Annotated in this window: 23 protein-coding genes; 13 read left to right on the top strand and 10 right to left on the bottom strand. The window is 69.0% G+C overall.

All coding sequences use genetic code 11. The features are described 5' to 3' along the window. The first annotated feature begins 41 nt into the window (after positions 1-41). Positions 42-2,939: a DNA polymerase I gene (polA, locus tag ABS78_RS02985; RefSeq protein ID WP_293375458.1), complete on the top strand. Its 2,898-nt coding sequence runs from the start codon at positions 42-44 to the stop codon at positions 2,937-2,939. Between the two features lie 16 nt (positions 2,940-2,955). Here polA and ABS78_RS02980 read toward each other — a convergent pair whose 3' ends face one another. Beyond that, the gene (locus ABS78_RS02980) at positions 2,956-3,750 is read right to left on the bottom strand and encodes a metallophosphoesterase family protein (RefSeq protein ID WP_363082561.1); all 795 of its coding nucleotides are present in this window, start codon (positions 3,748-3,750) and stop codon (positions 2,956-2,958) included. 55 nt (positions 3,751-3,805) lie between these two features. Here ABS78_RS02980 and ABS78_RS02975 point away from each other — a divergent pair, with 55 nt between their 5' ends. The 3 genes from ABS78_RS02975 to ABS78_RS02965 are packed head-to-tail and all read left to right on the top strand — an operon-like array spanning position 3,806 to position 4,650. After that, complete coding sequence (locus ABS78_RS02975) at positions 3,806-4,021, top strand: hypothetical protein (RefSeq protein ID WP_293374732.1); 216 nt, start codon at positions 3,806-3,808, stop codon at positions 4,019-4,021. A gap of 2 nt (positions 4,022-4,023) precedes the next feature. Further along, positions 4,024-4,347, top strand: coding sequence for an HPF/RaiA family ribosome-associated protein (locus ABS78_RS02970; protein WP_293374730.1), 324 nt, complete (start codon positions 4,024-4,026; stop codon positions 4,345-4,347). Between the two features lie 21 nt (positions 4,348-4,368). Continuing rightward, positions 4,369-4,650 (top strand): PepSY domain-containing protein, encoded by a 282-nt coding sequence (locus ABS78_RS02965; protein ID WP_293374728.1) that lies wholly within the window; start codon positions 4,369-4,371, stop codon positions 4,648-4,650. A 19-nt stretch (positions 4,651-4,669) separates the two neighbouring features. On the opposite strand, the gene ABS78_RS02960 is transcribed toward ABS78_RS02965, so the two are convergent. Next, positions 4,670-6,961, bottom strand: a complete 2,292-nt coding sequence (locus tag ABS78_RS02960; RefSeq protein ID WP_293374726.1) for an NADP-dependent malic enzyme — start codon at positions 6,959-6,961, stop codon at positions 4,670-4,672. A 202-nt stretch (positions 6,962-7,163) separates the two neighbouring features. Here ABS78_RS02960 and ABS78_RS02955 point away from each other — a divergent pair, with 202 nt between their 5' ends. Continuing rightward, positions 7,164-7,562 carry a hypothetical protein gene (locus ABS78_RS02955; RefSeq protein WP_293374724.1) on the top strand — a complete coding sequence of 133 codons (399 nt, stop codon included), beginning with the start codon at positions 7,164-7,166 and terminating at the stop codon, positions 7,560-7,562. 75 nt (positions 7,563-7,637) lie between these two features. Here the strand turns inward: ABS78_RS02955 and ABS78_RS02950 are convergent, their stop codons facing one another. Then, a complete protein-coding gene (locus tag ABS78_RS02950) occupies positions 7,638-9,803 on the bottom strand; it encodes a malate synthase G (RefSeq protein ID WP_293374722.1) in 2,166 nt (721 codons plus the stop codon). Positions 9,804-9,930: 127 nt separating this feature from the next. After that, positions 9,931-11,523 (bottom strand): isocitrate lyase, encoded by a 1,593-nt coding sequence (locus tag ABS78_RS02945; protein WP_293374720.1) that lies wholly within the window; start codon positions 11,521-11,523, stop codon positions 9,931-9,933. A gap of 146 nt (positions 11,524-11,669) precedes the next feature. On the opposite strand from ABS78_RS02945, the gene ABS78_RS02940 reads away from it, so the two are divergent. From ABS78_RS02940 to ABS78_RS02930, 3 genes are all read left to right on the top strand, one after another. Beyond that, positions 11,670-13,082, top strand: coding sequence for a helix-turn-helix transcriptional regulator (locus tag ABS78_RS02940; protein ID WP_293374718.1), 1,413 nt, complete (start codon positions 11,670-11,672; stop codon positions 13,080-13,082). 89 nt (positions 13,083-13,171) lie between these two features. Beyond that, entirely contained in the window at positions 13,172-14,092 is a 921-nt protein-coding gene (locus ABS78_RS02935; RefSeq protein WP_293374716.1) for a hypothetical protein, read from the top strand. A gap of 152 nt (positions 14,093-14,244) precedes the next feature. Beyond that, the gene (locus tag ABS78_RS02930; protein WP_293374714.1) at positions 14,245-15,474 is read left to right on the top strand and encodes a TetR/AcrR family transcriptional regulator; all 1,230 of its coding nucleotides are present in this window, start codon (positions 14,245-14,247) and stop codon (positions 15,472-15,474) included. A 14-nt stretch (positions 15,475-15,488) separates the two neighbouring features. On the opposite strand, the gene ABS78_RS02925 is transcribed toward ABS78_RS02930, so the two are convergent. Both ABS78_RS02925 and ABS78_RS02920 read right to left on the bottom strand, forming a co-directional pair. Continuing rightward, positions 15,489-16,994, bottom strand: a complete 1,506-nt coding sequence (locus ABS78_RS02925) for an MFS transporter (RefSeq protein ID WP_293374712.1) — start codon at positions 16,992-16,994, stop codon at positions 15,489-15,491. A gap of 144 nt (positions 16,995-17,138) precedes the next feature. Next, positions 17,139-18,131 carry an NAD(P)H-quinone oxidoreductase gene (locus tag ABS78_RS02920; protein WP_293374710.1) on the bottom strand — a complete coding sequence of 331 codons (993 nt, stop codon included), beginning with the start codon at positions 18,129-18,131 and terminating at the stop codon, positions 17,139-17,141. An 84-nt stretch (positions 18,132-18,215) separates the two neighbouring features. Between ABS78_RS02920 and ABS78_RS02915 the strand changes: the two genes are divergently transcribed. The 3 genes from ABS78_RS02915 (at position 18,216) to ABS78_RS02905 (ending at position 20,611) form a co-directional block, all read left to right on the top strand. Next, complete coding sequence (locus tag ABS78_RS02915) at positions 18,216-18,419, top strand: DUF1192 domain-containing protein (protein WP_293374708.1); 204 nt, start codon at positions 18,216-18,218, stop codon at positions 18,417-18,419. 94 nt (positions 18,420-18,513) lie between these two features. After that, positions 18,514-19,050, top strand: coding sequence for a DUF1465 family protein (locus ABS78_RS02910; protein ID WP_293374706.1), 537 nt, complete (start codon positions 18,514-18,516; stop codon positions 19,048-19,050). A 91-nt stretch (positions 19,051-19,141) separates the two neighbouring features. Continuing rightward, positions 19,142-20,611: a PQQ-binding-like beta-propeller repeat protein gene (locus ABS78_RS02905; RefSeq protein ID WP_293374704.1), complete on the top strand. Its 1,470-nt coding sequence runs from the start codon at positions 19,142-19,144 to the stop codon at positions 20,609-20,611. 102 nt (positions 20,612-20,713) lie between these two features. On the opposite strand, the gene rpmE is transcribed toward ABS78_RS02905, so the two are convergent. Next, positions 20,714-20,938: a 50S ribosomal protein L31 gene (gene rpmE, locus ABS78_RS02900; RefSeq protein WP_293374702.1), complete on the bottom strand. Its 225-nt coding sequence runs from the start codon at positions 20,936-20,938 to the stop codon at positions 20,714-20,716. Positions 20,939-21,054: 116 nt separating this feature from the next. Here rpmE and ABS78_RS02895 point away from each other — a divergent pair, with 116 nt between their 5' ends. Together ABS78_RS02895 and ABS78_RS02890 are read left to right on the top strand one after the other, a co-directional pair. Continuing rightward, positions 21,055-22,944, top strand: coding sequence for an ABC transporter transmembrane domain-containing protein (locus ABS78_RS02895; RefSeq protein WP_293374700.1), 1,890 nt, complete (start codon positions 21,055-21,057; stop codon positions 22,942-22,944). A gap of 2 nt (positions 22,945-22,946) precedes the next feature. Beyond that, complete coding sequence (locus tag ABS78_RS02890; protein ID WP_293374698.1) at positions 22,947-23,438, top strand: hypothetical protein; 492 nt, start codon at positions 22,947-22,949, stop codon at positions 23,436-23,438. On the opposite strand, the gene ABS78_RS02885 is transcribed toward ABS78_RS02890, so the two are convergent. The 3 genes from ABS78_RS02885 to thiE all read right to left on the bottom strand — a co-directional run bounded on the left by ABS78_RS02885 (position 23,398) and on the right by thiE (position 26,005). After that, the gene (locus tag ABS78_RS02885; RefSeq protein ID WP_293374696.1) at positions 23,398-24,429 is read right to left on the bottom strand and encodes a glycerophosphodiester phosphodiesterase; all 1,032 of its coding nucleotides are present in this window, start codon (positions 24,427-24,429) and stop codon (positions 23,398-23,400) included. The two genes, ABS78_RS02890 and ABS78_RS02885, sit on opposite strands and share 41 nt — an antisense overlap. Positions 24,430-24,448: 19 nt before the next feature. Continuing rightward, on the bottom strand, positions 24,449-25,243 hold the full coding sequence (locus ABS78_RS02880; protein WP_293374694.1) for an inositol monophosphatase family protein: 795 nt from the start codon (positions 25,241-25,243) through the stop codon (positions 24,449-24,451). Between the two features lie 108 nt (positions 25,244-25,351). Further along, entirely contained in the window at positions 25,352-26,005 is a 654-nt protein-coding gene (gene thiE / locus ABS78_RS02875) for a thiamine phosphate synthase (RefSeq protein WP_293374692.1), read from the bottom strand. Positions 26,006-26,022 lie beyond the last annotated feature (17 nt).

The raw sequence follows: 26,022 nt of genomic DNA, 5'->3' as shown, positions 1-26,022 counted from the left end.
CCGTGGATGACCTCGACGCCCCGCCGCCCTATCCTGGCGGCATGAGCGACACATCCGAATCCGCGGCGCCGGCCACCCTGGACGAAATTCCGCGCGAGCCCACCCAGGACGGGCCCAATGTGCGGCTCTATCTGGTGGACGGTTCGGGCTACATCTTCCGGGCGTTCCACGCCCTGCCGCCGCTGACGCGCAAGACGGACGGCCTGCCCGTGGGCGCGGTCGCCGGCTTCTGCAACATGATCTGGAAGCTGCTGGTCGAGATGCGGGCCCAGGCCGACGCGCCCACGCACCTGGCCGTGGTGTTCGACCATTCCGAGAAGACGTTCCGCAACGATCTCTACGACCAGTACAAGGCGCACCGGCCCCCGCCGCCAGAGGACCTGATCCCGCAGTTCCCGCTGGTGCGCGAGGCGACGCGGGCCTTCGGGGTGCCCTCCCTCGAGCTGCCCGGCTACGAGGCCGACGACATCATCGCCGCCTACGCCTGCAAGGTGCGGGACATGGGCGGTGAGGTAACCATCATCTCGTCGGACAAGGACCTCATGCAACTGGTCGGCGACCGGGTCTTCATGCTCGACACCATGAAGAACCTGCGCATCGGAATCGATCAGGTCGTCGAGAAGTTCGGCGTAACGCCGGACAAGGTCGTCGATGTGCAGGCGCTCTGCGGCGATTCGGTGGACAACGTGCCCGGTGCCCCAGGGATCGGGATCAAGACCGCCTCGGCGCTCATCAACGAGTACGGCGACCTCGACACGCTCCTGGCCCGCGCCCACGAGATCAAGCAGCAGAAGCGCCGCGAGACCCTGATCGAGTACGCCGACCAGATCCGCCTCTCGCGCCAGCTCGTCCAGCTCGACTGCGACACGCCCCTGCCCGAGCCGCTCGACGCCCTGGTGGTCGATCCGCCGAATCCCGCCGAGCTGCACGCCTTCCTGGAGAAGATGGAGTTCCGCACGCTGGCGCGTCGGGTGGGCGACGGCGCCGGCGGCGAGACGTCCACGACCCCAGGCGCCGCCTCGGGCGCTGCGGCCTCGGACACGCCGTCGCCCAACGGCAGGGCGCCAGCCGCCCCCGCGCACGGCCCCATCGACGTGAACGGCTACGTGTGCGTCCGCGACCTCGCGGCGCTGGACGACTGGATCGCCCGCGCCGTCGCCGCCGGCGTCGTGGCCTTCGACACCGAGACCGACGCCCTCTCGTCGGCCGGCGCCAACCTCTGCGGCGTCTCCCTTGCCGTCGCTCCCGGTCAGGCTTGCTACATCCCCCTGGGCCACGAGGCCGAGGACGGCCTGGCGCTGGAGGCGCCCTCCGACCTGACGCAGATCCCGATCGACGAGGCCCTGGCGCGCCTGAAGCCCCTGCTGGAAGACCCCGCGGTGCTCAAGGTGGCCCAGAACGGCAAGTACGACATGGCCGTGCTGTCTCGCTACGGGATCGAGGTCGGTCCCATGGACGACACCATGCTGATCTCGTTCGCCCTGGAGGGCGGGCTGCACAAGAGCCACGGCATGGACGAACTGTCCAAGCGCCTGCTCGACCATGCGCCGATCACCTTCAAGACCGTGGCCGGGACCGGCAAATCGCAGAAGAGCTTCAAGCACGTCGAACTCTCGGCGGCCACCTGCTACGCGGCCGAGGACGCCGACGTCACGCTCAGGCTCTACGAGCACCTGCGGCCGCGCCTCGCCCATGAACGCCTGCTGACCGTATACGAAACCACCGAGCGGCCGATGCCCCGGGTGCTGGCCCAGATGGAGCTGGCCGGGATCAAGGTGGACCCTGAACGCCTGCGCCAGCTCTCCAACGACTTCTCGGTGCGCATGGCCGAGTTCGAGGCCGAGGCCCATCGCGTGGCCGGCCGCCCCTTCAACCTGGGCTCGCCCAAGCAGATCGGCGACATCCTTTACAAGGAGATGGGGCTGGCCTCGGGCAAGACGACGGCGACGGGCGCCCAGTCCACCGACGCCTCGATGCTTGAGGAGCTGGCGGCCCAGGGCCACGAGCTGCCCCGCATCCTGCTGGACTGGCGCCAGCTCTCGAAGCTGAAAGGCACCTACACCGACAACCTCGTGGCGGCGATGAACCCCTCCACCCACAGGGTCCACACGTCCTACAGCCTGGCCGCGGCCACCACCGGGCGGCTGGCCTCGTCGGACCCCAACCTGCAGAACATCCCGATCCGGACCGAGGAGGGCCGCAAGATCCGCCGCTGCTTCATCGCCGAACCGGGCCATGTGCTGATCAGCGCCGACTATTCGCAGATCGAGCTGCGCCTGCTCGCCCACATCGGCGACATCCCCCAGCTCAAGAAGGCGTTCGCCGAGGGCCAGGACATCCATGCCACCACGGCGTCGGAGATGTTCGGCGTCCCCGTCGAGGGCATGCCGGCCGAGACCCGGCGGCGGGCCAAGGCGATCAACTTCGGCATCATCTACGGCATCTCGGCCTTCGGCCTGGCCAACCAGCTCGGTATCCCGCGCGACGAGGCGGGGGCCTACATCAAGACCTACTTCGAGCGCTTCCCCGGCATCCGCACCTACATGGACCGGATGCAGCAGCAGGTGCGCGCCGAGGCCTTCGTCACCACCATCTTCGGCCGCAAGGTCCACATCCCGGCGGCGCGCGGCAAGAGCCAGGCCGAGCGCGCCTTCGCCGACCGCGCCGCCATCAACGCGCCGATCCAGGGCGCGGCGGCCGACGTGATGCGCCGCGCCATGATCCGCATGCCGGCCGCGCTGGCGGGCGCCGGCCTCACCGCGAAGATGCTGCTGCAGGTGCACGACGAACTGGTCTTCGAGGCGCCCGAGGCCGAAGCCGAGGCCGTGATCGCGGTCGCCCGCCGGGTCATGGAGCGGGCCGCCGAGCCCGCCGTCTCGATCTCGGTGCCCCTGGTGGTGGACGCCCGCGCCGCCGCCAACTGGGACGACGCGCACTGACCGCGTCTGCGGCGCCTCAGCGCTCGACGGCCTGGATCAACCGCTGGCTCTCGCCTTCCAGCCGCACGGCGGTGAGCACCCCCGTGTAATAGACGCCCGTGTCGATGCCGATGCGGTTCGGCCGCATCTGCGGCCGGGGCGCCGGCGTGTGGCCGTGGACCACCACCTTGCCGAAGTCGGCGTCCGACTCGAGAAAGTCGTAGCGGATCCACATCAGATCGCGCTCGGTCTGTTCCGACAGCGGCACGCCGGGGCGCACGCCGGCGTGGACGAACAGATAGTCACCGATCTCACACCGCAGCGGCAGCTCGTGCAGGAAGGCTCGGTGCGCGTCGGGGAAGACCGCCGCGAACCGGGCGCGCGCCTGTGCGGCGCCGTCCTCCCGCCAGGGGGACGCGATTCCGTAGGCCCTCAGAGTCGTTTCCCCCCAGTTCTCGATCCAGCTCGGAGCGTAGGCGGGGTCGTCCAGGAACTTGAGCAGGGCGTCCTCGTGATTGCCCTTGAGCGCCGTCACCTCGAAACGACCGCTTTCGACAAGCGCCAGGATGCGGTCGATGACGGCACGGCTGTCGGGGCCGCGGTCCACATAGTCGCCGAGAAACACCAGTCGCGGCGCCTCATGCGGGCGCGAGACCTCGACGTCGGCGGCGATCCGGCGGAGCAGGTCGTCCAGGACCAGGGCGTGGCCATGGATGTCGCCGATCGCATAGACCAGCCGCCCGCCTGTGGACGGCGCCTTGGCCGGAACCGAATGCGGCGTCGGGATCGGACCCTCCTTCTCCGTCTCTGAAACCGGCGTGATCTCCCGCAACCGGAACAGCCTTCGCGGGTTCGTCAGTATGACCGAAGATCGAAAGGAGGCCGACATGTCCCAGGAAGATGCCCGCAAGCCGGCGGCGCAGGCAGGTCCAGCCCGGCGCGCGCAAGAGATGAAGGCGAACGTCGAGCCGCCGGCCCATCCCGTGGACCGAACCCCGGATACGGGCATGAACCCCCTGCCCAACCCCGGCATCGCGCCGTCCGGCGCCCTCGACGCCGAGGGTCATCGGCCGGTCCTCGAACGCTCTCGCAAGGTGCGCTGACAGTGCAGGTTCTCGTCAACACCGCCAACAATGTCGCTGGACGCCAACCGTGGACGACCGACGTGGAAACGATGGTCCGGGAGCGGCTGGCCCGCTTCGAGGATCGCCTGACGCGGGTGGAGGTGCATGTGGTCGACGAAAGCGCGCCGCCCACGCGACAGCCAGATAAGCGCTGCGCCATCGAGGCGAGGCCGGCAGGCTTCGATCCCGTCGCCGCGACCGAGACCGCCGAAACCATCGACCAGGCCACCGTCGGGGCCCTGACCAAACTGGTCACAGCTCTGGAGAGGACGTTCGGCAAGACAACCACCCGCAAGGGCCATTGACGTTTCCCGAGGAGAAGATCGATGAGACTGTTCGCCGCGGCCACCGCCGCACTGACCGCCGCCGCAGCCCTGGCGGCCGCGGGCGTGGCCCAGGCCAAGGACCGCGACCCTACGCCCCAGGAACGGACCCAGATCGAAGCCAAGCTCCGGGCGGAGGGCTACGTCCAGTGGGACGACATCGAACTCGAGGACGACAACGGCCTCTGGGAGGTGGACGACGCCAAGACAGCGGACGGACGCAAGTTCGACCTCAGGCTGAAGCCCGGCTCGCTGGAAATCGTCAGCCGCCGCGCGGACGACTGACGACGCCGGCCTTCTGCGCCTACTCCGCCAGGTCCACCAGCGGGCGGTCGTAGGCGCAGACCGTGGCCATCTGAAGGATCTTCGAGACCGACGCGCCCAGCGGACAGATCTGCACCGGCTTGTCGAGGCCCAGGAGGATCGGACCGATCACCTCCGCTCCCCCCAGCGACGTGATAAGCTGGGTCGAGATCGCTGCCGAGTGGATCGCGGGCATGATCAGGACGTTCGCGGGGCCGGTCAGGCGCATGAACGGATAGGCGCCGCGGCTTTCCGGATCCAGCGCCAATCCCGGGGGCATCTCGCCTTCGTACTCGAAGTCGACACCCTCCATGCCGTCCAGCATCCGCACCGCCTCCCGGATGCGTTCGGAACGATCGCCCATGGGATTGCCGAAGGTGGAGTAGCTCATGAAAGCCACCTTGGGCTCATAGCCCAGGGTCTTGACGGCCCGCGCGGCCTCGATGGCGATTTCGACCAGCTCCTCGGCCTCGGGCATCTCGGTGACGTTGGTGTCGGCGATGAAGAGCGTGCGCCCCTTCGCCATCACCACGCTCATGCCGATGATCCGCCCCTCGGGCGCGGGATCGATGACGTTGAGCACCTCCTCCAGCACCTGGTCGAAGTTGCGGGTCACGCCGGTGACCATGCCGTCGGCGTGGCCCAGGGCCACCATCGCCGCCGCAAAGGCGTTCCGGTCCTGGTTGATCAGGCGCTGAACGTCGCGGCGCAGGTAACCCTCGCGCTGGAGACGGCCGTAGAGCAGGTCGACCGACGCCTCGTTCCAGTGCGAGACCCGCGCATTCAGGACCTCCAGACCGGCCTCGGCGGGGTCGATGCCCGCCGCGCGCATGTTCTCGTGTACGAGGTCCTCCCGCCCCACCAGCACGGCCTTGCCCAGCCCTTGCGTCTGGAAGGCGTAGGCGGCGCGAATGACGCTCTGCTCCTCGCCCTCGGCGAAGACGATCTTCCGTTGCGGGCCTGACAGCACCGCCCCCTGGAGCTTCTGGAGGAAGGCCGCGGTGGGGTCGAGCCGGCGCGCGAGCGAGGCGCGGTAGGCGTCCATGTCGGCGATCGGCTTGCGCGCCACGCCGGTGTCCATCGCCGCCTGGGCGATGAAGGGGGGGATGTAGGACAGCAGCCGTGGGTCGAACGGCGTCGGGATGATGTACTGCGGTCCGAACTTGAGCTGGGCGCCGTGATAGGCGGCGATCACCTCGTCGGGCACGTCCTCGCGGGCGAGCTGCGCCAGCGCCCGGGCGCAGGCGATCTTCATGTCCATGTTGATCTGCCGGGCGCGCACGTCGAGCGCGCCGCGGAACAGGTAGGGGAAGGCCAGGACGTTGTTGACCTGGTTCGGATAGTCGCTGCGGCCGGTGGCGACGATGGCGTCGGGGCGGACGGCGTAGACTTCCTCCGGCGCGATTTCGGGATCCGGGTTGGCCATGGCGAAGATGATCGGCTGGGGCGCCATCGTCTTCACGTGCTCCTGCGTCAGCGCGCCCTTGGCCGACACGCCGATGAAGACATCGGCGCCGTTCACCGCCTCGGCCAGGGTGCGCTTGTCGGTGTCGATGGCGTGGGCCGACTTCCACTGGTTCATGTCGTCGGGCCGGCCGCGCCAGAGCACGCCCTTGCGATCGACGGCGATGACGTTCTCGTGGCGCACGCCCATGGCCTTGATCAGGCCCAGCGTGGCGATGCCGGCGGCCCCCGGGCCGTTCAGCACGACCTTGACCTCCTCGATCTTCCGCCCGGTGATCTCGCAGGCGTTGATGAGGCCCGCGGCGCAGATGATGGCGGTGCCGTGCTGGTCGTCGTGGAAGACCGGGATGTCGAGCAGTTCCTGGAGCTCGGTTTCGATCCGGAAGCAGTCGGGGCTCTTGATGTCTTCGAGGTTGATGCCGCCGTAGGTGACGCCGATGGACTTCACAACCGTGATGATCTCATCGGGATCGGTGGAGCTCATCTCCACGTCGATGGCGTCGACGTCGGCGAAGCGCTTGAAGAGCACCCCCTTGCCCTCCATCACCGGCTTGGACGCGGCGGGCCCCAGGTCGCCCAGGCCCAGGATCGCGGTGCCGTTCGAGATCACGGCCACCAGATTGCCCTTGGACGTGTAGTCGTAGACCGCGTCCGGGTCCTTCGCGATGGCCAGCACCGGCACCGCCACGCCCGGCGAATAGGCGAGGCTCAGGTCTCTCTGGGTGCCCATGGGCTTGGTGGGCTGGACCCCGATCTTCCCGGGGGTGGGGTAGCGGTGGAAGCTCAGCGCCTCCTCGTCGGTGAAGGTGCGTTTTTCGACCTGATCCATGTAAGTCCTTGCCCCGAGCTCAAGCCCGCTCCGTGGGCTGATCCGCTCGGTGGCCGCAACCTACAGAGCGCCGCCGCGAGGGACAACGCCTGCGGCGGGCGAGCCTGACGGAACGGCGCCCCCGCCGGGCGCCGGGAACAATTCCGTGATCCGGGGGTTTTCAGGGGCCGGGCGCGGGGGCGCTCAGACTGGAAAGAGACACATGCGCAAGACCCTCGCCTTCGCCGCCTCTTCGGCCCTGCTGATGGCCGCCGCCGCGCCTGCCATGGCGCAGGACACCGCTCAGGACCCGGCGCCGCCCGCCGCCACCCAGGCCCCGCCGGCGGACGCCGACACCGACGCCACAAGCGCGTCGTCCGTGGGCGCGTCGTCCGACGCCGCCGCGACGGACGTGACCACCGGTATGGCCGTGAAGGACAAGACCGGCGCCACGATCGGTCAGGTCGCCAACGTCCGCACAGGTGTTGACGGCAAGACGACCGCCACCATCGCGATGGGCGCCGACACCTTTGCAGTGGATACCAGCGCGCTGGCGGTCGTGAACGGCGCGGCCACGGTCAACGCCACGCAAGACGAGATCAAGGCGATGCTGAAGAAATAGGCGTCACGCCTGCGCCACATGCAATCGCGATGAAGGGCGACCCGCGAGGGTCGCCCTTTTTCGTTGCGGAGCCTGTCAGACCGGTTCCGGCGTGCGGGCGAGTTGGGCTTTCCGCTCGCGACGGCGGCGCGTGAGGATATGCTCGGTATAGCCGTTGGGCTGAGTGCGCCCCTCGAACACCAGATCCAGGGCCGCCTGGAAGGCGATGCTGCCGTCCAGATCGGCGGCCATCGGCGTGTAGGCCGGATCGTCCGCGTTCTGGCCATCCACCACCTTGGCCATCCGGGCCATCGTCTCGCGCACCTGGGCCTCGCTGCACACGCCGTGGCGCAGCCAGTTGGCGATGTGCTGGCTGGAGATGCGCAGGGTGGCGCGGTCTTCCATCAGGCCGACGTCGTGGATGTCGGGCACCTTGGAGCAGCCGACGCCCTGGTCGATCCAGCGGACGACGTACCCCAGGATGCCCTGGGCGTTGTTGTCCAGCTCCTGCTGCACGTCGGACGGGCTCCAGTTCGACCTGGCCAGCGGCGGGGTCAGGAGTTCGTCCGTTCCGGTGCGCTCGGCTTCCGCGGACATCCGCGCCTGGAGCGCCGGCACGTCCACCTCGTGATAGTGCAGGGCGTGCAGCGCCGCCGCCGTGGGCGAGGGCACCCAGGCGGTGTTCGCCCCGGCCCTGGGGTGGCCCACCTTGGCGTTCAGCATGTCCTTCATCATGTCGGGCGCGGCCCACATGCCCTTGCCGATCTGGGCGCGGCCGGGGAAGCCGGCGGCCAGGCCGATCTCGACGTTGCGCTTCTCGTAGGCCGTCAGCCAGGGCTCGGCCTTGATGGCGTCCTTGCGCATGACCGGGCCCGCCTCCATGGCGGTGTGGATCTCGTCGCCGGTGCGGTCGAGGAAGCCGGTGTTGATGAACACCACGCGGTCCTTCGCGGCGAAGATGCAGGCCTTGAGGTTGGCGCTGGTTCGGCGCTCCTCGTCCATGATGCCGATCTTGACCGTGTTGCGGGGCAGGCCGAGCGCGTCCTCCACCCGGTCGAACAGGCTGACCGCCAGCGAGACCTCGTCGGGGCCGTGCATCTTGGGCTTCACCACATAGACCGAACCCGCCGGGCTGTTGCGGCGCGCGCCCTTCAGGTCGTGCAGGGCCGCCGTGACGGTGATCAGCGCATCGACCGCCGTCTCGTGGACCGGCTGTCCGTCCAGCCGGACCATGTCGGTCAGCATATGGTGCCCCACGTTTCGCACCAGCAGCAGCGAGCGGCCCTTGAGCGTCAGCGGCTGGCCGCCGGCGGTGGCGTAGACGCGGTCCTCGTCCAGCCGGCGGGTCTCGGTTCGCCCGCCCTTCTGGAAGGTGGCGGCGAGGTCGCCCTTCATCAGGCCGAGCCAGTTGCGGTAGACGCCCACCTTGTCCTCGGCGTCGACAGCGGCGACCGAGTCCTCGCAGTCCTGGATGGCGGTGAGCGCCGCCTCGACCAGCAGGTCGGAGACGCCGGCCGGGTCATCCTTGCCGACCGGGTGGGCGCGGTCGATCTGGATCTCCACATGCAGGCCGTTGTGCTTCAGCAGGACGCCCTGCGGATCGTCCGGCTCGCCCCGCCAGCCCGCGAGTTGACCGGGCGTCGCAAGGCCGGCCTCCTGACCGTTGGCCAGTTGCACCGACAGGTCGCCGTTGACGACGGCGTAGCGCACGGCGTCGGCGTGGCCGCCCTGGGTGAGCGGCGCGATCCGGTCGAGGAAAGCGCGCGCATAGGCGATGACCTTGCCCCCGCGCACGGGATCGTAGCCCTTGGCGCCGGTCGGCGGCTCGATGGCGTCGGTGCCATAGAGCGCGTCGTAGAGGCTGCCCCACCGCGCATTGGCCGCGTTGAGGGCGTAGCGGCCGTTCGAGACGGGGACCACGAGCTGGGGGCCGGCCACCTGGGCGATCTCGGGATCCGCCCCCTGGGTGCCGATGGTGAAATCGGCCGGCTCGGGCAGGAGATAGCCGATCTCCTTGAGGAAGGCGGTCTGTTCGGCCACGCTCACCGTCTTGCCGCGCCGCTCGGTCCACCAGGCGTCGATCTTCGCCTGCAAGGCGTCACGACGGTCCAGCAGGGCGGCGTTGCGCGAGCCGAAATAGCTCAGGACGGTCTCGAGAGCGGACCAGAACGCCGGAGCCTCCACGCCAGTCCCAGGCAGGAGTTCGCGCTCGACGAAGGCGTGCAGGAGGTCGTCGACCGACAGGTTGGGGCTGATGTTCATGGAATGGCTCTCGAACTGCGGGCTCTCGGGACGGAGGGCGGGCGCCGCCGTCGCGGCGCGATCGTAAACGCAAAGGGGCGGCCCGAGAGACCCAGGCCGCCCTGCGACAATGAACCGGAGCGCTGGCTCAGGCGAACTGGTTCATCGTGTTGTGGACGCCGCCGGCCTTCAGGGCGGCCTCGCCGGCGAAGTATTCCTTGTGGTCGTCGCCGATGTCCGAGCCGGACATGTTCTGGTGACGCACGCAGGCGATGCCCTGGCGGATCTCCTTCCGCTGGACGCCGGCCACGTAGCCCAGCATGCCCTGCTCGCCGAAGTATTCCTTGGCCAGATTGTCGGTCGACAGCGCGGCCGTGTGATAGGTCGGCAGCGTGATCAGGTGATGGAAGATGCCCGACCGCTTGGCGCTGTCGCGCTGGAAGGTGCGGATCTTCTCGTCGGCCTCGGCCGCCAGCTCGGTGGCGTCGTAATCGGCGCTCATCAGGGCGTCGCGGCTGTAGGCCGACACGTCCTTGCCGGCCACCTTCCAGGCGTCATAGACCTGCTGGCGGAAGTTCAGCGTCCAGTTGAACGACGGGCTGTTGTTGTAGGCCAGCTTCGCGTTCGGGATGACTTCGCGGATGCGGTCGACCATCGAAGCGATCTGCTCGATGTGCGGCTTCTCCGTTTCGATCCACAGCAGGTCGGCGCCGTTCTGCAGCGAGGTGATGCAGTCCAGCACGCAGCGGTCGGCGCCCGTGCCTTCGCGGAACTGGAACAGGTTCGACGGCAGGCGCTTGGGACGCAGGAGCTTGCCGTTGCGGTTCAGGACCACGTCGCCGTTCTTCATGTCGGCGGGCGCGATCTCCTCGCAATCCAGGAAGCTGTTGTACTGGTCGCCGATGTCGCCCGGCTGGTGGCTGACGGCGATCTGCTTGGTCAGGCCGGCGCCCAGGCTGTCGGTGCGGGCGACGATGATCCCGTTGTCCACGCCCATTTCGAGGAAGGCGTAGCGGAGAGCGCGAATCTTCGCGAGGAAGTCCTCGTGCGGAACGGTGACCTTGCCGTCCTGGTGGCCGCACTGCTTCTCGTCGGAGACCTGGTTCTCGATCTGCAGGGCGCAGGCGCCCGCCTCGATCATCTTCTTGGCCAGCAGATAGGTGGCTTCCGCGTTGCCGAAGCCGGCGTCGATGTCGGCGATGATCGGAACGACGTGGGTCTCGTAGTTGTCGATCGCGTCGATCAGCTTCTGTTCCTTGGCCTTGTCGCCGGCCGCGCGGGCGGCGTCGAGATCGCGGTAGAGGCCGCCCAGCTCGCGGGCGTCGGCCTGCTTCAGGAACGTATAGATCTCCTCGATCAGCGCCGGCACCGAGGTCTTCTCGTGCATCGACTGATCCGGCAGGGGTCCGAATTCCGACCGCAGGGCCGCGACCATCCAGCCCGACAGGTAGATGTAGCGCTGCTTGGTCGTGCCGAAGTGCTTCTTGATCGAGATCAGCTTCTGCTGGGCCACGAACCCGTGCCAGCAGCCCAGCGACTGGGTGTAGTTGGCCGGATCGGCGTCATACGCAGCCATGTCCTTGCGCATGATGTCGGCGGTGTACTTGGCGATTTCCAGGCCGGTCTTGAACCGGTTCTGGAGGCGCATGCGCGCCACGGCTTCGGGGTCGATCCCGTCCCAGGGGCCGCTCTTGCTCTTGATGAGCTGGCCCATCTCGATGATGTGGTCTTGGTACGCCATTGGCCCGGATCCCTTGCAGGAATGAGGTGAGGTTGAGGGCCCATTACGCGGCCAACGCCTTGCGCAGAAGGCGTTCCGGGGTGCGGATGTAAGACTTTACAGAATTTCCTTGTAATGTTGTAAGGAGTGGTGCGCCGAAGCCAGCCATGACCACCGAACGCCGCCTCTACGTCGGGCCCAGCCTGCGCCGCCTGCGCCGGGACCTGGGGCTGACCCAGGCCGACATGGCCGCCGATCTCGACGTGTCGGCCTCCTACATCGCGCTTCTGGAGCGCAACCACCGGCCGCTCAGCGCCGAACTGCTGCTGCGGCTGGCGCGCACCTACAAGATGGACATGGCCGCTCTGACCCGCGAGGGCGCCGACGACGACGTCGCGCGGCTGCAGGCGGTGCTGAAGGACCCGATGTTCGCCGACATCGATCTGCCCTCGCTGGAGGCCGCCGACGCCGCCACCAACTATCCGGGGATCACCGAAGCCCTGCTGCGGCTCTACACGTCGTATCGCGAGGAGCACCTGGCGCTGGCCGACCGCCGGGCCGACGGCGAGGCGGGCGGCGGGACCCCGGACGTGTCCGACCCCGTGGCGGAATCTCGCCGCTTCCTGGAGGCGCGACGCAACAGCTTCCCGATGCTGGACGACGCCGCCGAACGGCTGGCCCAGCGCGTGGCCGCATTCGACAGCCTGGCCGGCTACTTCAAGGACCGCCACAACCTGCGGGTCCGCCGCCTGCCGCCCGAGGTGATGGTGGGCTCCACCCGCCGCCTGGACCGCCACAGGCGCGAACTGCTGCTCAGCGACGAGCTGGACAACGCCAGCCAGACCTTCCAGCTCGCCTTGCAGCTCGCCTATCTCGAACTGGACGCCGACCTGGACTTCATCGCTTCGCAGGCCAGCTTCGCCACCGACAGCGGCGCGCGGCTGACGCGCCGGGCCCTGGCCAGCTACGCGGCCGCCGCGCTCCTGATGCCGTACACCGCGTTCGCCCGCGCCGTGGAGGCCCGCCGCTACGACCTCGAGGCCTTGTCGCGGCAGTTCGGGGCCAGTTTCGAGCAGGTGGCTCACCGGCTGACGACACTCCAGAAGCCTGGACAGGAGCGCGTGCCGTTCTTCTTCATCCGCGTGGATGAGGCCGGCAACGTCTCGAAGCGCCTGGACGGCGCCGGCTTCCCCTTCGCGCGGCACGGCGGCGGCTGTCCGCTCTGGAACGTCCACCAGGCCTTCCGCACGCCACGCCAGATCGTGACCCAGTGGCTGGAGCTGCCCGACGGCCAGCGCTTCTTCACGGTGGCCCGTACGGTCACCGCCGGCGGGGGGGGCTACGGCAAGCCGCGCATCGAACGCGCCATCGCCCTGGGCTGCGCCGCCGAGCACGCGCCGCGGCTGATCTACGCCGACAGCCACCCGGGCGGTCCCGAGGGCGCGACACCGATCGGGGTGACGTGCCGCATCTGCCACCGGACCGAATGCACCGCCCGCTCCGCGCCGCCGATCGGACGCCAGATCCTGGCGGACGACATCCGCCGCACGAGCGCGCCATTCGGGTTTTCGGACAACTGAGGATCGGCAACCTTGACCTTACTTGAGTGCTTTGGCCGGTTCATCTACTCCAAGGTAGGGACGCAGAGTCCGAACGCCGGGGGGCGGAGATGCGGGAAACCTTTATCAAGACTGCGTTGACAGCTCTGTTGCTGTCGATCGCCCTGGGCGGGCAAGACAGCCTTGCGCAAACGCCGCCGGCGGCGGCCGAGCTGAAACCCTACAGGATCGCAGACTTCGAAAAGGTCGTGCTTCCGTCCGCGCCCGACGCCTTCGCAGGCAAGACGTTTCGGCTCAAGATCAAAGGCGATACGCTCATCAGCTTCGGCCTCGGCTACAGGTTCGTCGCGATGAATAGCGAGCCGATCAGCGCTAACGTCGGCGGACTGGAGTTCACTATTCCGCCTGGTGAAATCTTCACCCAGCGCAAGGTCAAGGGCGGGGCGATGTCGGATCTGCCCGCGCAGGCCGTCATCCTCTGCCAGGCCCCGGTCCAGCGAAACTTCGGCCAAGCCCTGGTTGGGGCCGCCACGCTCGGCCTCACCGAATTCGCCGCCCGATACCTTTCCGATGTTCAGGTCTGTGGCGTGGATGCGGACGTCGATGGGAAAATGGAGAAGCTGTTCCTGGGCGGGGCGAACCGCAGCGCCGACCTGGGGTTCTCCGACATCGTTCCGGTGGCCTACGTGGCTCGGGAGAACTTCGCGGTTCCGGGCGTCAACCTGGCTGTCCGCATCACCGATGTCTTGTTGTTCGGGCCGCAGATCACCGTCGGCGTCATGAACGGCCAAAAATTCACGGCGCTCTCGACGCTCAGCTTCGAGAAGAACGGCAAGATGGTCCGCTCGACCGCTTATGAATCCATAAAGGTCAAGAAACTCCCGCAGGATATCGCGATCGGATCTGCCTTGCTCACCGTGAAATCGTACGACCCCATAGAGAAAATGTTCGATGTTGAGGTGAAGCGGGATTTCGAAGTCGCTTTAGTCGATTGGATTATCAATCCCGAGGTAATCTATATTTACTTTTAACCCTAACTTGGAGCCAGGCGCGCTGATCGGGACGGCGTATGGATTCCCATCGCACCGAGCCCGCGGCCAAGCTTAAACCTGGCGCGTCGTAACCCCTTGGCTAAGACCGTCATTCGCGGTCAAAAGGGATTTCATCGGAGACACACGAGCCTATGACCCGCAGCGCCGCGGCGAGATCCACGGACCGGTTCGAGCGCAAGCGGGAGACGATCCTCGACGCCGCCACCCGGATCCTGAACCGCAAGGGCATCCGCGGCCTGACGCTCGGCGACACGGCGGCGGCCGTGGATCTCTCCACCACCAGCGTCACCTACTATTTCCGGCGCAAGGACGACCTCGCGGCCGCCTGCATCACCCGCGGCATCGAGACCCTGACCGACCTCGCCGAGGGCGCCGCTCGGGCGCCCACGCCGCCCGAGCGCCTGCATGTCTTCATCACCCGATATCTCGACATCCTGAAGCGGACCGAGGCCGGGCAGGCCCCGCCCCTGCCCATCATCTCGGAACTGCGGGCGCTGACCTCGCCCCGGCGCGAGGAGGTTGCCAACGCCTATGGACGTCTGTTCCGCAAGGCGCGGCAGATCTTCGACCACCCCGACCTGACGTGGATGTCCCGCGGGCGCCGCACGGCGCGCACCCGCATGCTGCTGGAGCATGTCTTCTGGGGCGGCGCATGGCTGTCCAAGTACGACACCGAGGACTATCCGCGCATCCGCGACCGGATGGTGGACATCCTGGTCAACGGCCTGGCCGTGCCGGGGGCCGAGTGGTCGCCCGCGCCCATCGCGCCCGAGGCGCTGGCGGCCCGCGAGGGGTCGGAAGGCGCGCGGGAGACGTTCCTGCTGGCGGCGACCCGGCTGATCAACAAGCGAGGCTACCGCGGGGCGTCCGTCGACAAGATCTCGGCGGAGCTCAACGTCACAAAGGGCAGCTTCTATCACCACAACGACGCCAAGGACGATCTTGTGGTGGCCTGCTTCGAGCGGAGCTTCGAGGTGATGACGCGGGCCCAACGCCTGGCGATGGAACTGCCCGGCGATCAGTGGCTGAAGGTTTCGTCCTGCGCCGCGGCCCTGGGCGAGTTCCAGCTTTCCGACCACGGCCCGCTCCTGCGCACCAACGCCCTGACGGCCCTGCCGGAACAGATGCGCAAGACCATGGTCGAACACGCCAACCGGGTGTCGGACCGTTTCGCCTCGATGATCTCGGACGGGATCGCCGAGGGCTCGATCCGGCCCGTGGATCCGTTCATCGCCTCGCAGATGCTGAACGCCACCCTCAACTCGTGCGCCGACCTGGGCTATCTCGTTCCCGATGTCCGGCCCAAGGCGGCGGCCTCAGTCTTCGTCCGCCCCCTGCTCATGGGCGTCTTCGAGCGGTAAGCGCGAACCCGGGATCAGGGTCCGCGCGACGGCGGGGCCTCGCCCGAGCCGATCCCGGGACCAGCTTCGGCCGCGGCCTGTTCGCCCAGCCGCGCGCGCAGGGCCGCGAGGTTGGCGTCGTGCTTCTTGCGGTCGATGCCGTAGGCGACGATGGCGAGGATCGCCACGGCGTAGAAGCCGACGATCACGGGGATATAGGCCAGTCCCAGATTGGTCAGCGCCTCAGGGGAGACCTGGCCACGCTCGGCCTTCTCGGGGAAGCCCACGAAGGCCAGGACCGTGGTGGCCACCAGGATGCCGCCGCCCGAGACCGCCTTGCGCAGCAGGGCGTTGGCCGACATCAGCAGCCCCTCCGAGCGCCGCCCGGTCTTGACCTCGGCGTCCTCGACGATGTCGGCGATCAGCGAGGCCAGCAGGATGGCGACGGCCGCAGCGAGGGTCGCATTTACGATCTCCTCGCCATAGAGCAGCCAAAGGAGCTGTGGCGTCCCGTTCTCGGGCGCCAGTCCGAGCAGGCGCAGGGAGACGGGGGTGATGTGCACGACCACCCCCATCACCCACAGGGCGAGGGCGCCCCACTTCTTGCCCAACAGCTTCGCGACGATGGGGGCCAGGAACACGCCGATGAAGCCGCCCAGAACGCTCATGCCGGCGAGACCGGCCAGTTCGACCTGTCGCAGCTCCCAGAAATAGAGGCCGAAATAAATCTCCAGCCCGTTTCGCGCGCCCACCGCCACGGCGGCGAACATGCTGGCGACCACCATGGCCATGAACGAGCGGTTGTTCAGCGTCTGCACGATCTCGAGGACCATGCCCTTCAGCGTGACGCGCCGCATGGGGGGCTGGGCCAGTTCGGGGATGCGGTGCGCGGTGCCGAAGACCGAGATCAGGATCGTGACGAAGATGATCAGCGCGCCGGTGAGGGAGTAGCCGAGGTACCCGTCGCGGGCCAGAACGCCCCCCGTGCCGTCCGGCTGCTCCTTGAGGAAGACCTGATAGGCCAGGACGGTCATCCCCAGGCCGCCGATCACGAGGAAGAAGTGACGCAGCGCCATGAGGTTGGTGCGTTCGTCGTAGCCCTTGGCCAACTCGGGCGCGAGCGCCTGGTGCGGCACCTCGAAGAAGGTGTCGAAGAACCGGACCGCGAAGATCAGGACCATCAGATACAGGCCGAGCGCCTCATGACTCCAGCCGATCGGGGGGTTCCAGATCAGGAAGAAGCAGAGCGCGTAGGGCACGGCGGCGGCCAGCATGAACGGGTGGCGGCGGCCCCAGCGGGAGCGGAAGTTGTCCGAGATCTGACCCAGGATCGGGTCCAGGAAGGCGTCGAAGAGCAGCGCCACGGCCAGGATCGACCCGACCATCTGCGGCGGCAGGCCCACCACCTGATTGTAGAAGATGACCAGGAACGTCGAGAACGCGCGGAGCTTGAGCGCGGTCGCCGTCGCCCCGATCGCATAGGCCGTCTTGGTCAGATACCCCAGGCGCGGCGCTTGGGCCGCGCCGGCAACGGCGGTCATCCGTCGTCCTCCCATGTGGCGGCTCGGGCCATCGTGTCCGCACGGGCGATCTTCGTCGCCTCGATCGATACGCCGGACGGTGGGGGCGGGGGCCTCCGGCGTCAACATTTTAGATTTTTCGGTATGGACACATACCGTCTGTCCTCAGCCCGGGACGAGGATCACCTTCCCGACATGCGAACCGCCTTCCAAGTGGGCGTGAGCGGCCGCGGCCTCTTCCAGCGGGAAGGTGCGGTCGACCTGAGGTTTCACCTTGCCGGCAGCGATCCAGGGCCACACCACCCGCTCGACCTCGCCAGCCAGCCGCGCCTTCTCGTCGGGATCTCGGGGGCGAAGGGTGGAGCCCGTGATGACCGCGCGCTTCATCATGATGCGAAAGATCGGCAGGTCGAGTTGACCGCCGCCCAGGCTGGCGATGAAGACGATCCGTCCGCCGGTGTTCAAGGCGTCCAGGTTCTTCGAGACATAGTCGCCACCCACCATGTCGAGCACGACGTCGACGCCCCCCTCGCGCTTGGCGACCTCGGCGAAGTCCTCGGCGGTCACGTCGACGGCCACGTCGGCTCCCAGCGCCAGGGCCGCCTTCGCCTTGTCTGCGCCCCGGCCGGTGGCGATCACCTTCGCGCCGGCGGCCTTGGCCATCTGGATGGCCGTGACGCCGATGCCCGAGGTGGCGCCGTGGAGCAGGAGGGTCTCACCCGACTTCAGCGCGCCGTGCTGGAACACGTTGGCGTAGACGGTGAACACGGTCTCGGGCAGTCCCGCCGCCTGCACGAAGTCGAGGCCGTCGGGGATGGGCAGGGCGTGGCGGGCGTCGACCGCCGCGTACTCCGCATAGCCGCCGCCGCCCAGCAGGGCGCAGACCCTGTCGCCCACCTTCCATCGCCCTGCGGCGCGGGCCACCACGCCGGCCACTTCGAGGCCCAGCGTCTCAGGCGCCCCGGGCGGGGGCGGATAGGCGCCGAGCCGCTGGACGATGTCGGGCCGGTTCACGCCCGCGGCGCGCACCTGGATCAGAATCTCGCCGGGCTTCGGCTCGGGCAGGGGCGACCGCGTGGGATGCAGCGCCGAGGCCGGCCCCCGGCCGCCCTCGATGGCGATGGCGGTCATGGTCTCGTTCTCGAGGGGACTGGTCATGGCGGGCCTTTCGGGCGCTTGCGGAAATCCGGACTGACGTTCAGATAGCTTCCGGATCGGGGGACGCAAAGGGAGGGTCCGGCGATGGACGAGCCTGCAGACGTCCGGATGGGACGCGGTCAACGGCTTATCGAGGCCACGCGCGAGGATCTCGAACTCTACGGTGTGGGCGAACTCGAGGATCGGCTCGGCGTCCTGGAGGCCGAGATCGCGCGGGTCCGCGCCCAGATCGACAGGAAGAGGTCCGGCCGCGCGGCGGCCGACGCCCTGTTCGCGCCCCGGTCGTGACGTCAGGGCCGGATGGCACGGAGGTTGCATCGCCGGGACCGTCCGCGACGTTTCGTTCAGCGCGCGGAAACCCGTTTCGAGGTAGGGTGAGCGGATGCACGAGTTTCAGGCTCCGAACTTCCACGGCGCGGGTGCGCCGGACTGGCGCAACGGCGTGATCCAGGACTTCGCCCGTTCGGAGCTTTTCGAGCGGACCTTCCAGGAAGGCATGGATCTGGTCGAACAGACCGCCACCTATCTCGACGGCGAGGGCCGCCAGGAATCCAAGCTCCTGTCCCGCAACGCGGCTCTGGCCTACGCAGCCGAGAGCATGCGGCTGACCACACGGCTGATGCAGGTGGCGTCGTGGCTGCTGGTCCAACGCGCCGTGCGCGAGGGGGACATGGCGCCCGCGGCGGCCTGCGAGGACCGCTATCGGCTGAATCCCGACGACGTCGCGCGCAGCACCGAGACCGAAGCCGCCCGCGGCGAACTTCCCCACGGCCTGACCGGCCTCGCCGACCGGGCGGAACGCCTCTACGAGCGCGTCCGTCATCTCGACCGGCGCATGTACCTTGAAAGCCGGACCGCCGAGCCGGCCAATCCCGTGCTGGGCCATCTGGATCGCCTGAAGACCGCCTTCGGCGGCTAGGTCGTCCTGGCCTGGAGCCGAAAGCCGTAGCGCGGAGCCGGCTTCGCCGGATAGGCTCCGGCGGACTTCGGCAGCAGGGCCATTCGCCGTGATGAAACGCTTCGCCCTCGGCATAGGGCTGCTTGGCCTCTCGATCCTGCTGTCGGCTTCGCCGCTGGCCGCGGCGGTGATCCCGGACGACTCGCCGGCGGCGCGCGACGCCGCCCTGTCCCGCCTGCGCGCGGCGCCCCCGCGCGAGGTGTGCGCCGAGACGCTGGCGATGAGCTCCACCTTCGGCACGAGTTGCGCGAGCCGCGAGTTCCCAGCCCTGCCGATCCTCACCGCGCCCCGCAAGGCGTGGGAGGTGAAGCCGGGCTGGTGGGGCGCCTGGTCGCCCTTCCTCGTGGGCGACCTGATGCTCACGGGAAGCTGCAACAACGACGGGAACGAAGGCGTCTCGGCGCTGGACACGAAGACGGGCCGGTTCGTCTGGCGCATCGCCAGCATCTGCGCCGCGGGGAATCGGCGCGGGTCCATGGGGCAGGTGGCCTTCCACGAACTCCCGTCGGGCGAGGTGCTTCTGATCTATCCTCGCGAGAACGGCGAACCGACCGATCACTACGTCATCGACGTGAAGGCCGGACGTATCGTGCGCACGCTCACGCCCGCCCGGCGCGGGCCGACGCGTAGTGCTGGCGGCGTGTTCACCGTGGTGAACCAGTCCACGGCCAACGGGCACAGCTACATCAGCGCGCTGAGTCCGGAGATGGACCGGATCGTCTGGCAGAACTTCGACTTCCGCCTGGCCATGCCAGACAACCTGGACCCCAGGTACACACCCACGTTCAGCGCGCCGGCCGCGTCGGGCGGCGTCCTGTATCAGACCGCCCGGAGCAAGGATCAGCCCGAGCCCCCGACGCGGCAACTCCACGCGATCGACCTCCGGACGGGGCGCACCCTGTGGCGGCATACCGCCCAGCCGGTCGTCGAACAGGGCAACACCTCGGCGGGCGTGACCTCGTACCGCTCGGACGACGGCCTGCCGATGGTGGCGGGCGGCCGGGTGATCATCCGCGTTCAGGGCCTGCTGGGGCCGGTCAGGATCGGCCTCCCCCCCGCGGGGGAGGGCCTGCGGGCGCTGGATGCGCGCACGGGCGCCACGCTCTGGACGACGACTCCGGTCCCCGGGCAGACCATCATCAACCGCGTGGCCGTGGGCGACATTCTGGCGGTCGAGGTCGAGACGGGGAACGTGCGGCAGATCTGGGGCTATCGGCTGGTTGACGGCCGCCTCGCCTGGCGGCGGCCCGTCGCCCGCGGGGCGCGGCTGCTGGCCTCGTCGGGCGGGGTGTTCTACGTCTCGGAGCGCACGCCGGCGAAGGACTTCCAGCTACAGGGCTTCGACGGCGAGACGGGTCTGCTGCTCTGGTCCACGGTCCTGCCCGGCCACAACCTCGACTTCGACGGGCGGTGGGGAATCCAGGACGGACGGGGCGGCGCCTCGCAGGGGCCGAGCTGGCGCATCGGCCGGGACGGGGCGATCTACGGCGTGACGCTCCAGGGGGCCTTCAAACTCCAGTAGGCGCGGCTTGGAACGACAGACGCCGCGAAGGTTTCCCCTCGCGGCGTCCTGGAACTCCACCTCGGCCTCGATCCCCGCCAGCGGGGATCGACCGTCGTCGGCTCACTTGCGGGTGAAGGCGCCGAACTTGGCGTTGAAGCGCGACACGCGACCGCCGCGGTCGAGAAGCTGGTGGCCGCCGCCGGTCCACGCCGGGTGGGTCTTGGGGTCGATGTCCAGGTTCAGGACGTCCCCTTCCTTCCCGTAGGTGGAGCGGGTCTTGTAGGTCGTGCCGTCCGTCATGACCACGGTGATGAAGTGGTAGTCGGGGTGGATGTCTTGTTTCATCGAACGGGCGCCTGACGTAAAGGAGCGGCCGATAGGGGCCGGCCGCCCGCGAGGGCGGCGAAAATGGAAGCCGCGCGTATAGAGAAACGCGTCGGGGATTGCAAGGTGCGAGGGGGATGAGCGAGTCGGGGCCAGAGTCAGTCGCGGCCAGATCTTCCGTCGCTGGGCCTTCCGGGGCGGGGCCTTCCGCGCCCGGCCGCCCGAGCGCCGGGCAGGCGCTGGCGCAGACCCTGGCCGACGGCGCGCAGAAGCGGGACCGGAGCCGCAACGTCGGCGCGCTGCGCCGCCTGCGCCCGTTCCTGGCCGCCCATTGGGGCCACGGCGCAGCGGCCTTCCTCTTCCTGCTCCTGTCCTCCAGCGCCACCCTGGGCATGTCGGGGGCGATCCGGCTGGTGGTGGACAACCTCACCGACCCGGGGCTCGACCCGGCGACGGTGAACCGGCGGTTCCTGGTGGTGGGCGCGGTGGCCGGGGTGCTGGCGCTGGCGACCGCCATGCGCTTCTACTTCGTCACCAGCCTGGGCGAGCGGGTGGTCGCCGACCTGCGCAAGGCGGTCTACGGCCATATCCTGACGCTGGACCCGGCCTTCTTCCTGAAGACGCGCACGGGCGAGGTGCTGTCGCGCCTGACCACCGATGTGGCCATCGTCGAGAACCTGCTGACCACCTCGGTCTCGGTCGCCCTGCGCAACCTGATCACTCTGATCGGCGCCCTGATCCTGCTGGTCTTCGTCAGTCCGCACCTGACCGGCCTGGTCCTGCTCACCTTCCCCTTCGTGCTGGCCCCGCTGTTCGTGTTCGGGCGGCGGGTGCGCAGGCTCACCACCGCGGCCCAGGACCGGTTCGCCGACGCGGTAGGATCGGCCGGCGAGAGCCTGGACGCGCTGGAGACCGTGCAGGCGTTCGGCCGCGAGCGCGCCGCGGCGGCCCGGTTCGGCGAGGCGGTCGAGACGGCCTTCCGCGCCCAGATGCGGCGAATCTCCACCCGCGCGGTGATGACCGCCGCGGTGATCGTGCTGGTCTTCGGCGGCGTCGTGGGGGTGTTCTGGCTCGGGGTCCAGGCGGGCCTGCGCGGCGACATCTCGTGGGGGGCGCTGTTCCAGTTCGCCTTCCTGTCGGTGCTGGCGGCGGGATCGGTCAGCACCCTGGGCGAGACCTGGGGCGACGTGCAGAAGGCGGCCGGGGCCATGGAGCGCGTGGGCGACCTGCTGGACGCCCGGCCCGACGTGGCCGCCCCGGCCGAGCCCGTCGCTCTGCCGTCGCCACCGCACGGCGAGGTGACCTTCGAGGGCGTGGATTTCGCCTATCCCGGCCGCGAGGACAGGCCCGCCCTGCGCGGCTTCTCGCTCACGGTGCGGCCGGGCGAACGGGTCGCCCTGGTGGGGCCCTCGGGCGCGGGCAAGAGCACAGTCTTCCGGCTGCTTCTCCGCTTCTATGACCCCCAGGCCGGGCGCGTCCTGCTGGACGGCGTCGATGTCCGCCGCGCCGACCCGGTCCAGGTGCGCGCGCGCATGGCGCTGGTGGCCCAGGAGAGCCCGTTGTTCTCAGGCTCGGCGGCCGACAACGTGCGCTTCGGGCGCGCCGAAGCCAACGATCTCGACGTCCAGGCCGCGCTGCGCGCCGCCCAGGCCGAGGGTTTCCTGGCCGCCCTGCCCGACGGCGCCGACACCGAGGTGGGCGACCGCGCCCGCAGCCTCTCGGGCGGTCAGCGCCAGCGGCTGGCCATCGCCCGCGCCCTGGTCCGCCAGGCGCCGATCCTGCTGCTGGACGAAGCCACCAGCGCGCTCGACGCCGAGAACGAACATCTCGTCCAGCGCGCCCTGGACGAGGCCATGAAGGGTCACACCACCCTGGTCATCGCCCACCGGCTGGCCACCGTGCTGAAGGCCGACCGCATCGTCGTCATGGACGAAGGTCGCGTCGTCGAGGAAGGGACCCACGCCGACCTGGTGGCGCGGAACGGCCTCTACGCCCGGCTCGCGGCGCTGCAGTTCGAGGCGGCGTAGCCATGCGAATCCTCACGGTCGCGTCCGCGCTGGTCGTTCTGTGGTCACCGGCGAATGCAGCAGATGACAGCCGTTTCTCGCTGATGCCGGTGTTGGACGCGAACCCGTCTCAGGCGCTCTTGCCGACTGTCGCGGTCTTAATGCGGGCGCCGGATGGCGCGGAAATCTGGGTCGCGAAGGATGCGTTGTTGACGGCGCATATGATGGGGCCGGCAAAAGTGATCGAAGACCGCCAAACAGGCCTCCCAGCTATCGAGATCGCGCTGACTGCCGAAGGTCAACGACGCCTCACCGCATTTTCGCGCGATCACATCGGTCGTCGCCTCGCGATTATGATCGAGGGCCGGGTGGAAGCCGCGCCTCTCATCAACGAGGAGCTTGCGACCTCGTCGATCCTCCTGACGACAGACTCGGCCGTCAAAGCCGAGAACCTTGCGGGCCTGATCAATCGGCTCAGGTCCGCGCCGCCGCCGCTGCGGCCGGGAAGTCGCTGAACACGCCGTCGACGCCGGCGGCGTATAGCGCCTTCAGCAACGCCTCCGCGTCCCCGTGGGCCGCCGGCCCGGTCCCGCGGTGCAAGGCCTTCGGCAGGAAGGCGTTCTCGGCGCGGACGGTCCAGGGATGGACGGCCAGGCCCGCGGCATGGGCGTCGCGCACGAGGCGGGTCGGCGGGCCGAGCGCGCCATCGACGATCGGGACCACCAGGGGCCATTCCGGTCCCACGCCATCGGCGAAGGCGGCGATGGCCTTCAGGCCGGCCGCCGTCATGACGTCCACCGGGGCCGGGCCGCGGGCCACGAGCATGACCCGGCGCGCCTTCGAAATTTTCGCGAAGGCCTTCAACGGCTCGACCTCGAAGCACTGGACGAAGACCGGCGCGTCGCGGCGGTCGAGGTCGTTCGCCTTCAGCGTGTCGGCGAGCCGGGCCTCCAGGGGCAGGCCGAGGCCGGCGAACCAGGCTGGGTGCTTCATCTCGGGATAGGTCCCGATGGTCCGACCGATGCGCCGGCCCTCGGCCTTCGCGAGGTCGATCACCTCCTGATAGGTCGGGATCGTCTCCTGCCCGTCGAACGTGGCGCTGCCCGGCCTGAGCGCCGGCAGACGCTCGCGGGCGCGCAGGGTCTTCAGCTCGGCCAGCGTGAAGTCCTCGGTGAACCAGCCCGAGACCTTTTCCCCGTCGATGACCTTCTCGGCCTTGCGGGCCGCGAACTCGGGCCGGGCGGCGACGTCGGTCGTGCCGGAGATCTCGTTCTCATGGCGGACCACGAGGTGGCCGTCCTTGGTCGCCACCAGGTCGGGTTCGATGAAGTCCGCGCCCTGAGCGATGGCCAGGCGATACGCCGCCAGCGTGTGCTCGGGCCGTTCGCCGCTGGCGCCGCGATGGGCGATCACAAGAGGTCGCGGCGCGGGCGAGGCGGCCCCGGCGGCGGAGGCTGAGGCCCCGCCGGCGGCGAGGGTTCCGAGGACGGCTTGGCGGCGGGTCATCATGTCCGCCAGCTTAGCCCTATTTTGCGGCGGCCAGACGACTGATGATCTGGGGGTGCAGGTCGAGATTCGAGGCCACCACCGAGCCCTGGGCCAGCACCGCGTCGCCGCCTTCGGCGTCGGTGACCTTGCCGCCGGCCTCGGTCACCAGCAGTACGCCCGCCGCCAGGTCCCAAGGACTGAGATCGCGTTCCCAGAAGCCGTCGAAACGGCCGGCGGCCACCCAGGCCAGGTCCAGCGCCGCCGCACCGAAGCGGCGCACGCCGGCGACCCGCTGGGTCATCTGATGCAGCTCCTTCAGGAACTTCGCGTGCTGGCCGTGGCCCAGGAAGGGAATGCCCGTCGCCAGCACCGCCTCGTCCATCCGCTGCCGGGCGGCCACGCGCAGGCGATGGTCGTTCACGTAGCAGCCCTTGCCCTTCTCGGCCCAGAACAGCTCGTTGGTGATGGGATTGTAGGTGACGGCGGCCACCACCGCGCCCTCGCGCTCGAGGGCGATGTTGATGGCGAAGTGCGGGATGGCGTGCAGGAAGTTCGTGGTGCCGTCCAGCGGATCGACGATCCAGGTGTGGGTCCTGTCGGTGCCCTCGATCAGCCCCCGCTCCTCGCCGTGGAAGCTGTAGCCGGGGCGGGCCTTGGTGAGGGCTTCGAAGAGCACCTGTTCCGCCTTCAGGTCGGCCGCCGAGACGAAATCGGCGGGCGCCTTCTTGGCCACCTGCAGCTCGGCGAGTTCGCCGAAATCGCGGTTGAGGCCGCGCGCGGCCTTGCGCGCAGCGTCGCTCATCACCTTCAGGAGGGCGGATTGGGTGCTCACGGTGTCAAAAGATCTCGGTCGGATTGGAGGGCGCGGAACCTAGTGTCGGCCCTCTTCGAACGCAAGGAAAGCCTCTCGATGGCGTTCTGGAGATTCGAGGGGAGGCGTTCAGGCCGGGCGTTCGGCCACACCCGCGGCGATCTCGGCCTCCAGCGCAGCGACGGCCGCCGCCGGCCCTTGCGGATGGGCCCAGACTCCCGCCGAGATCGCCAGGAAGTCGGCGCCGGCGGCGGCGAGGCCGCGGGCGTTCTGCGGCGTGATTCCGCCGATGGCCACGGAGGGCGTCTGCATCGTCTCCTGCCAGATGGTGAGGATCTCGGGATCGGCCCGGGTCGGCGCATCCTTGGTGGTGGTGGGAAAGAAGGCGCCGAAGGCCACATAATCCGCGCCGGCCTCGGCCGCCTCCATGGCCAGGTGCCGGCTGTCGTGGCAGGTGACGCCGACCATCCGGTCGGGGCCGACGGCGCGGCGGGCGTCGGCATAGCAGGCGTCGGACTGGCCCACGTGCACGCCGTCGCAGCCCAGGCGGGCGGCGAGGTCGGGCCGGTCGTTCAGGATCACCGCCACATCCCGGGCATGGCAGACGGGGGTGAGCCCGGCCACGGCGGCGGCGACCACGTCGTCGGGAACGTCCTTCAGGCGTATCTGCAGGGCCGCGACATCGCCGACCTCCAGCGCGCCGGCGAGGGCGCGGGCGAACCCCGCCAGGTCGTCCAGGCGGGGCGGTGTGATCAGATAGAGTCGGCAGAGGGGCGCGGCCATGCGCCTACATACACGGG

It is taken from the genome of Phenylobacterium sp. SCN 70-31 (assembly GCF_001724605.1).
GTDB lineage: Bacteria > Pseudomonadota > Alphaproteobacteria > Caulobacterales > Caulobacteraceae > Phenylobacterium.
This window is presented reverse-complemented; position numbering and strand designations above follow the sequence as displayed.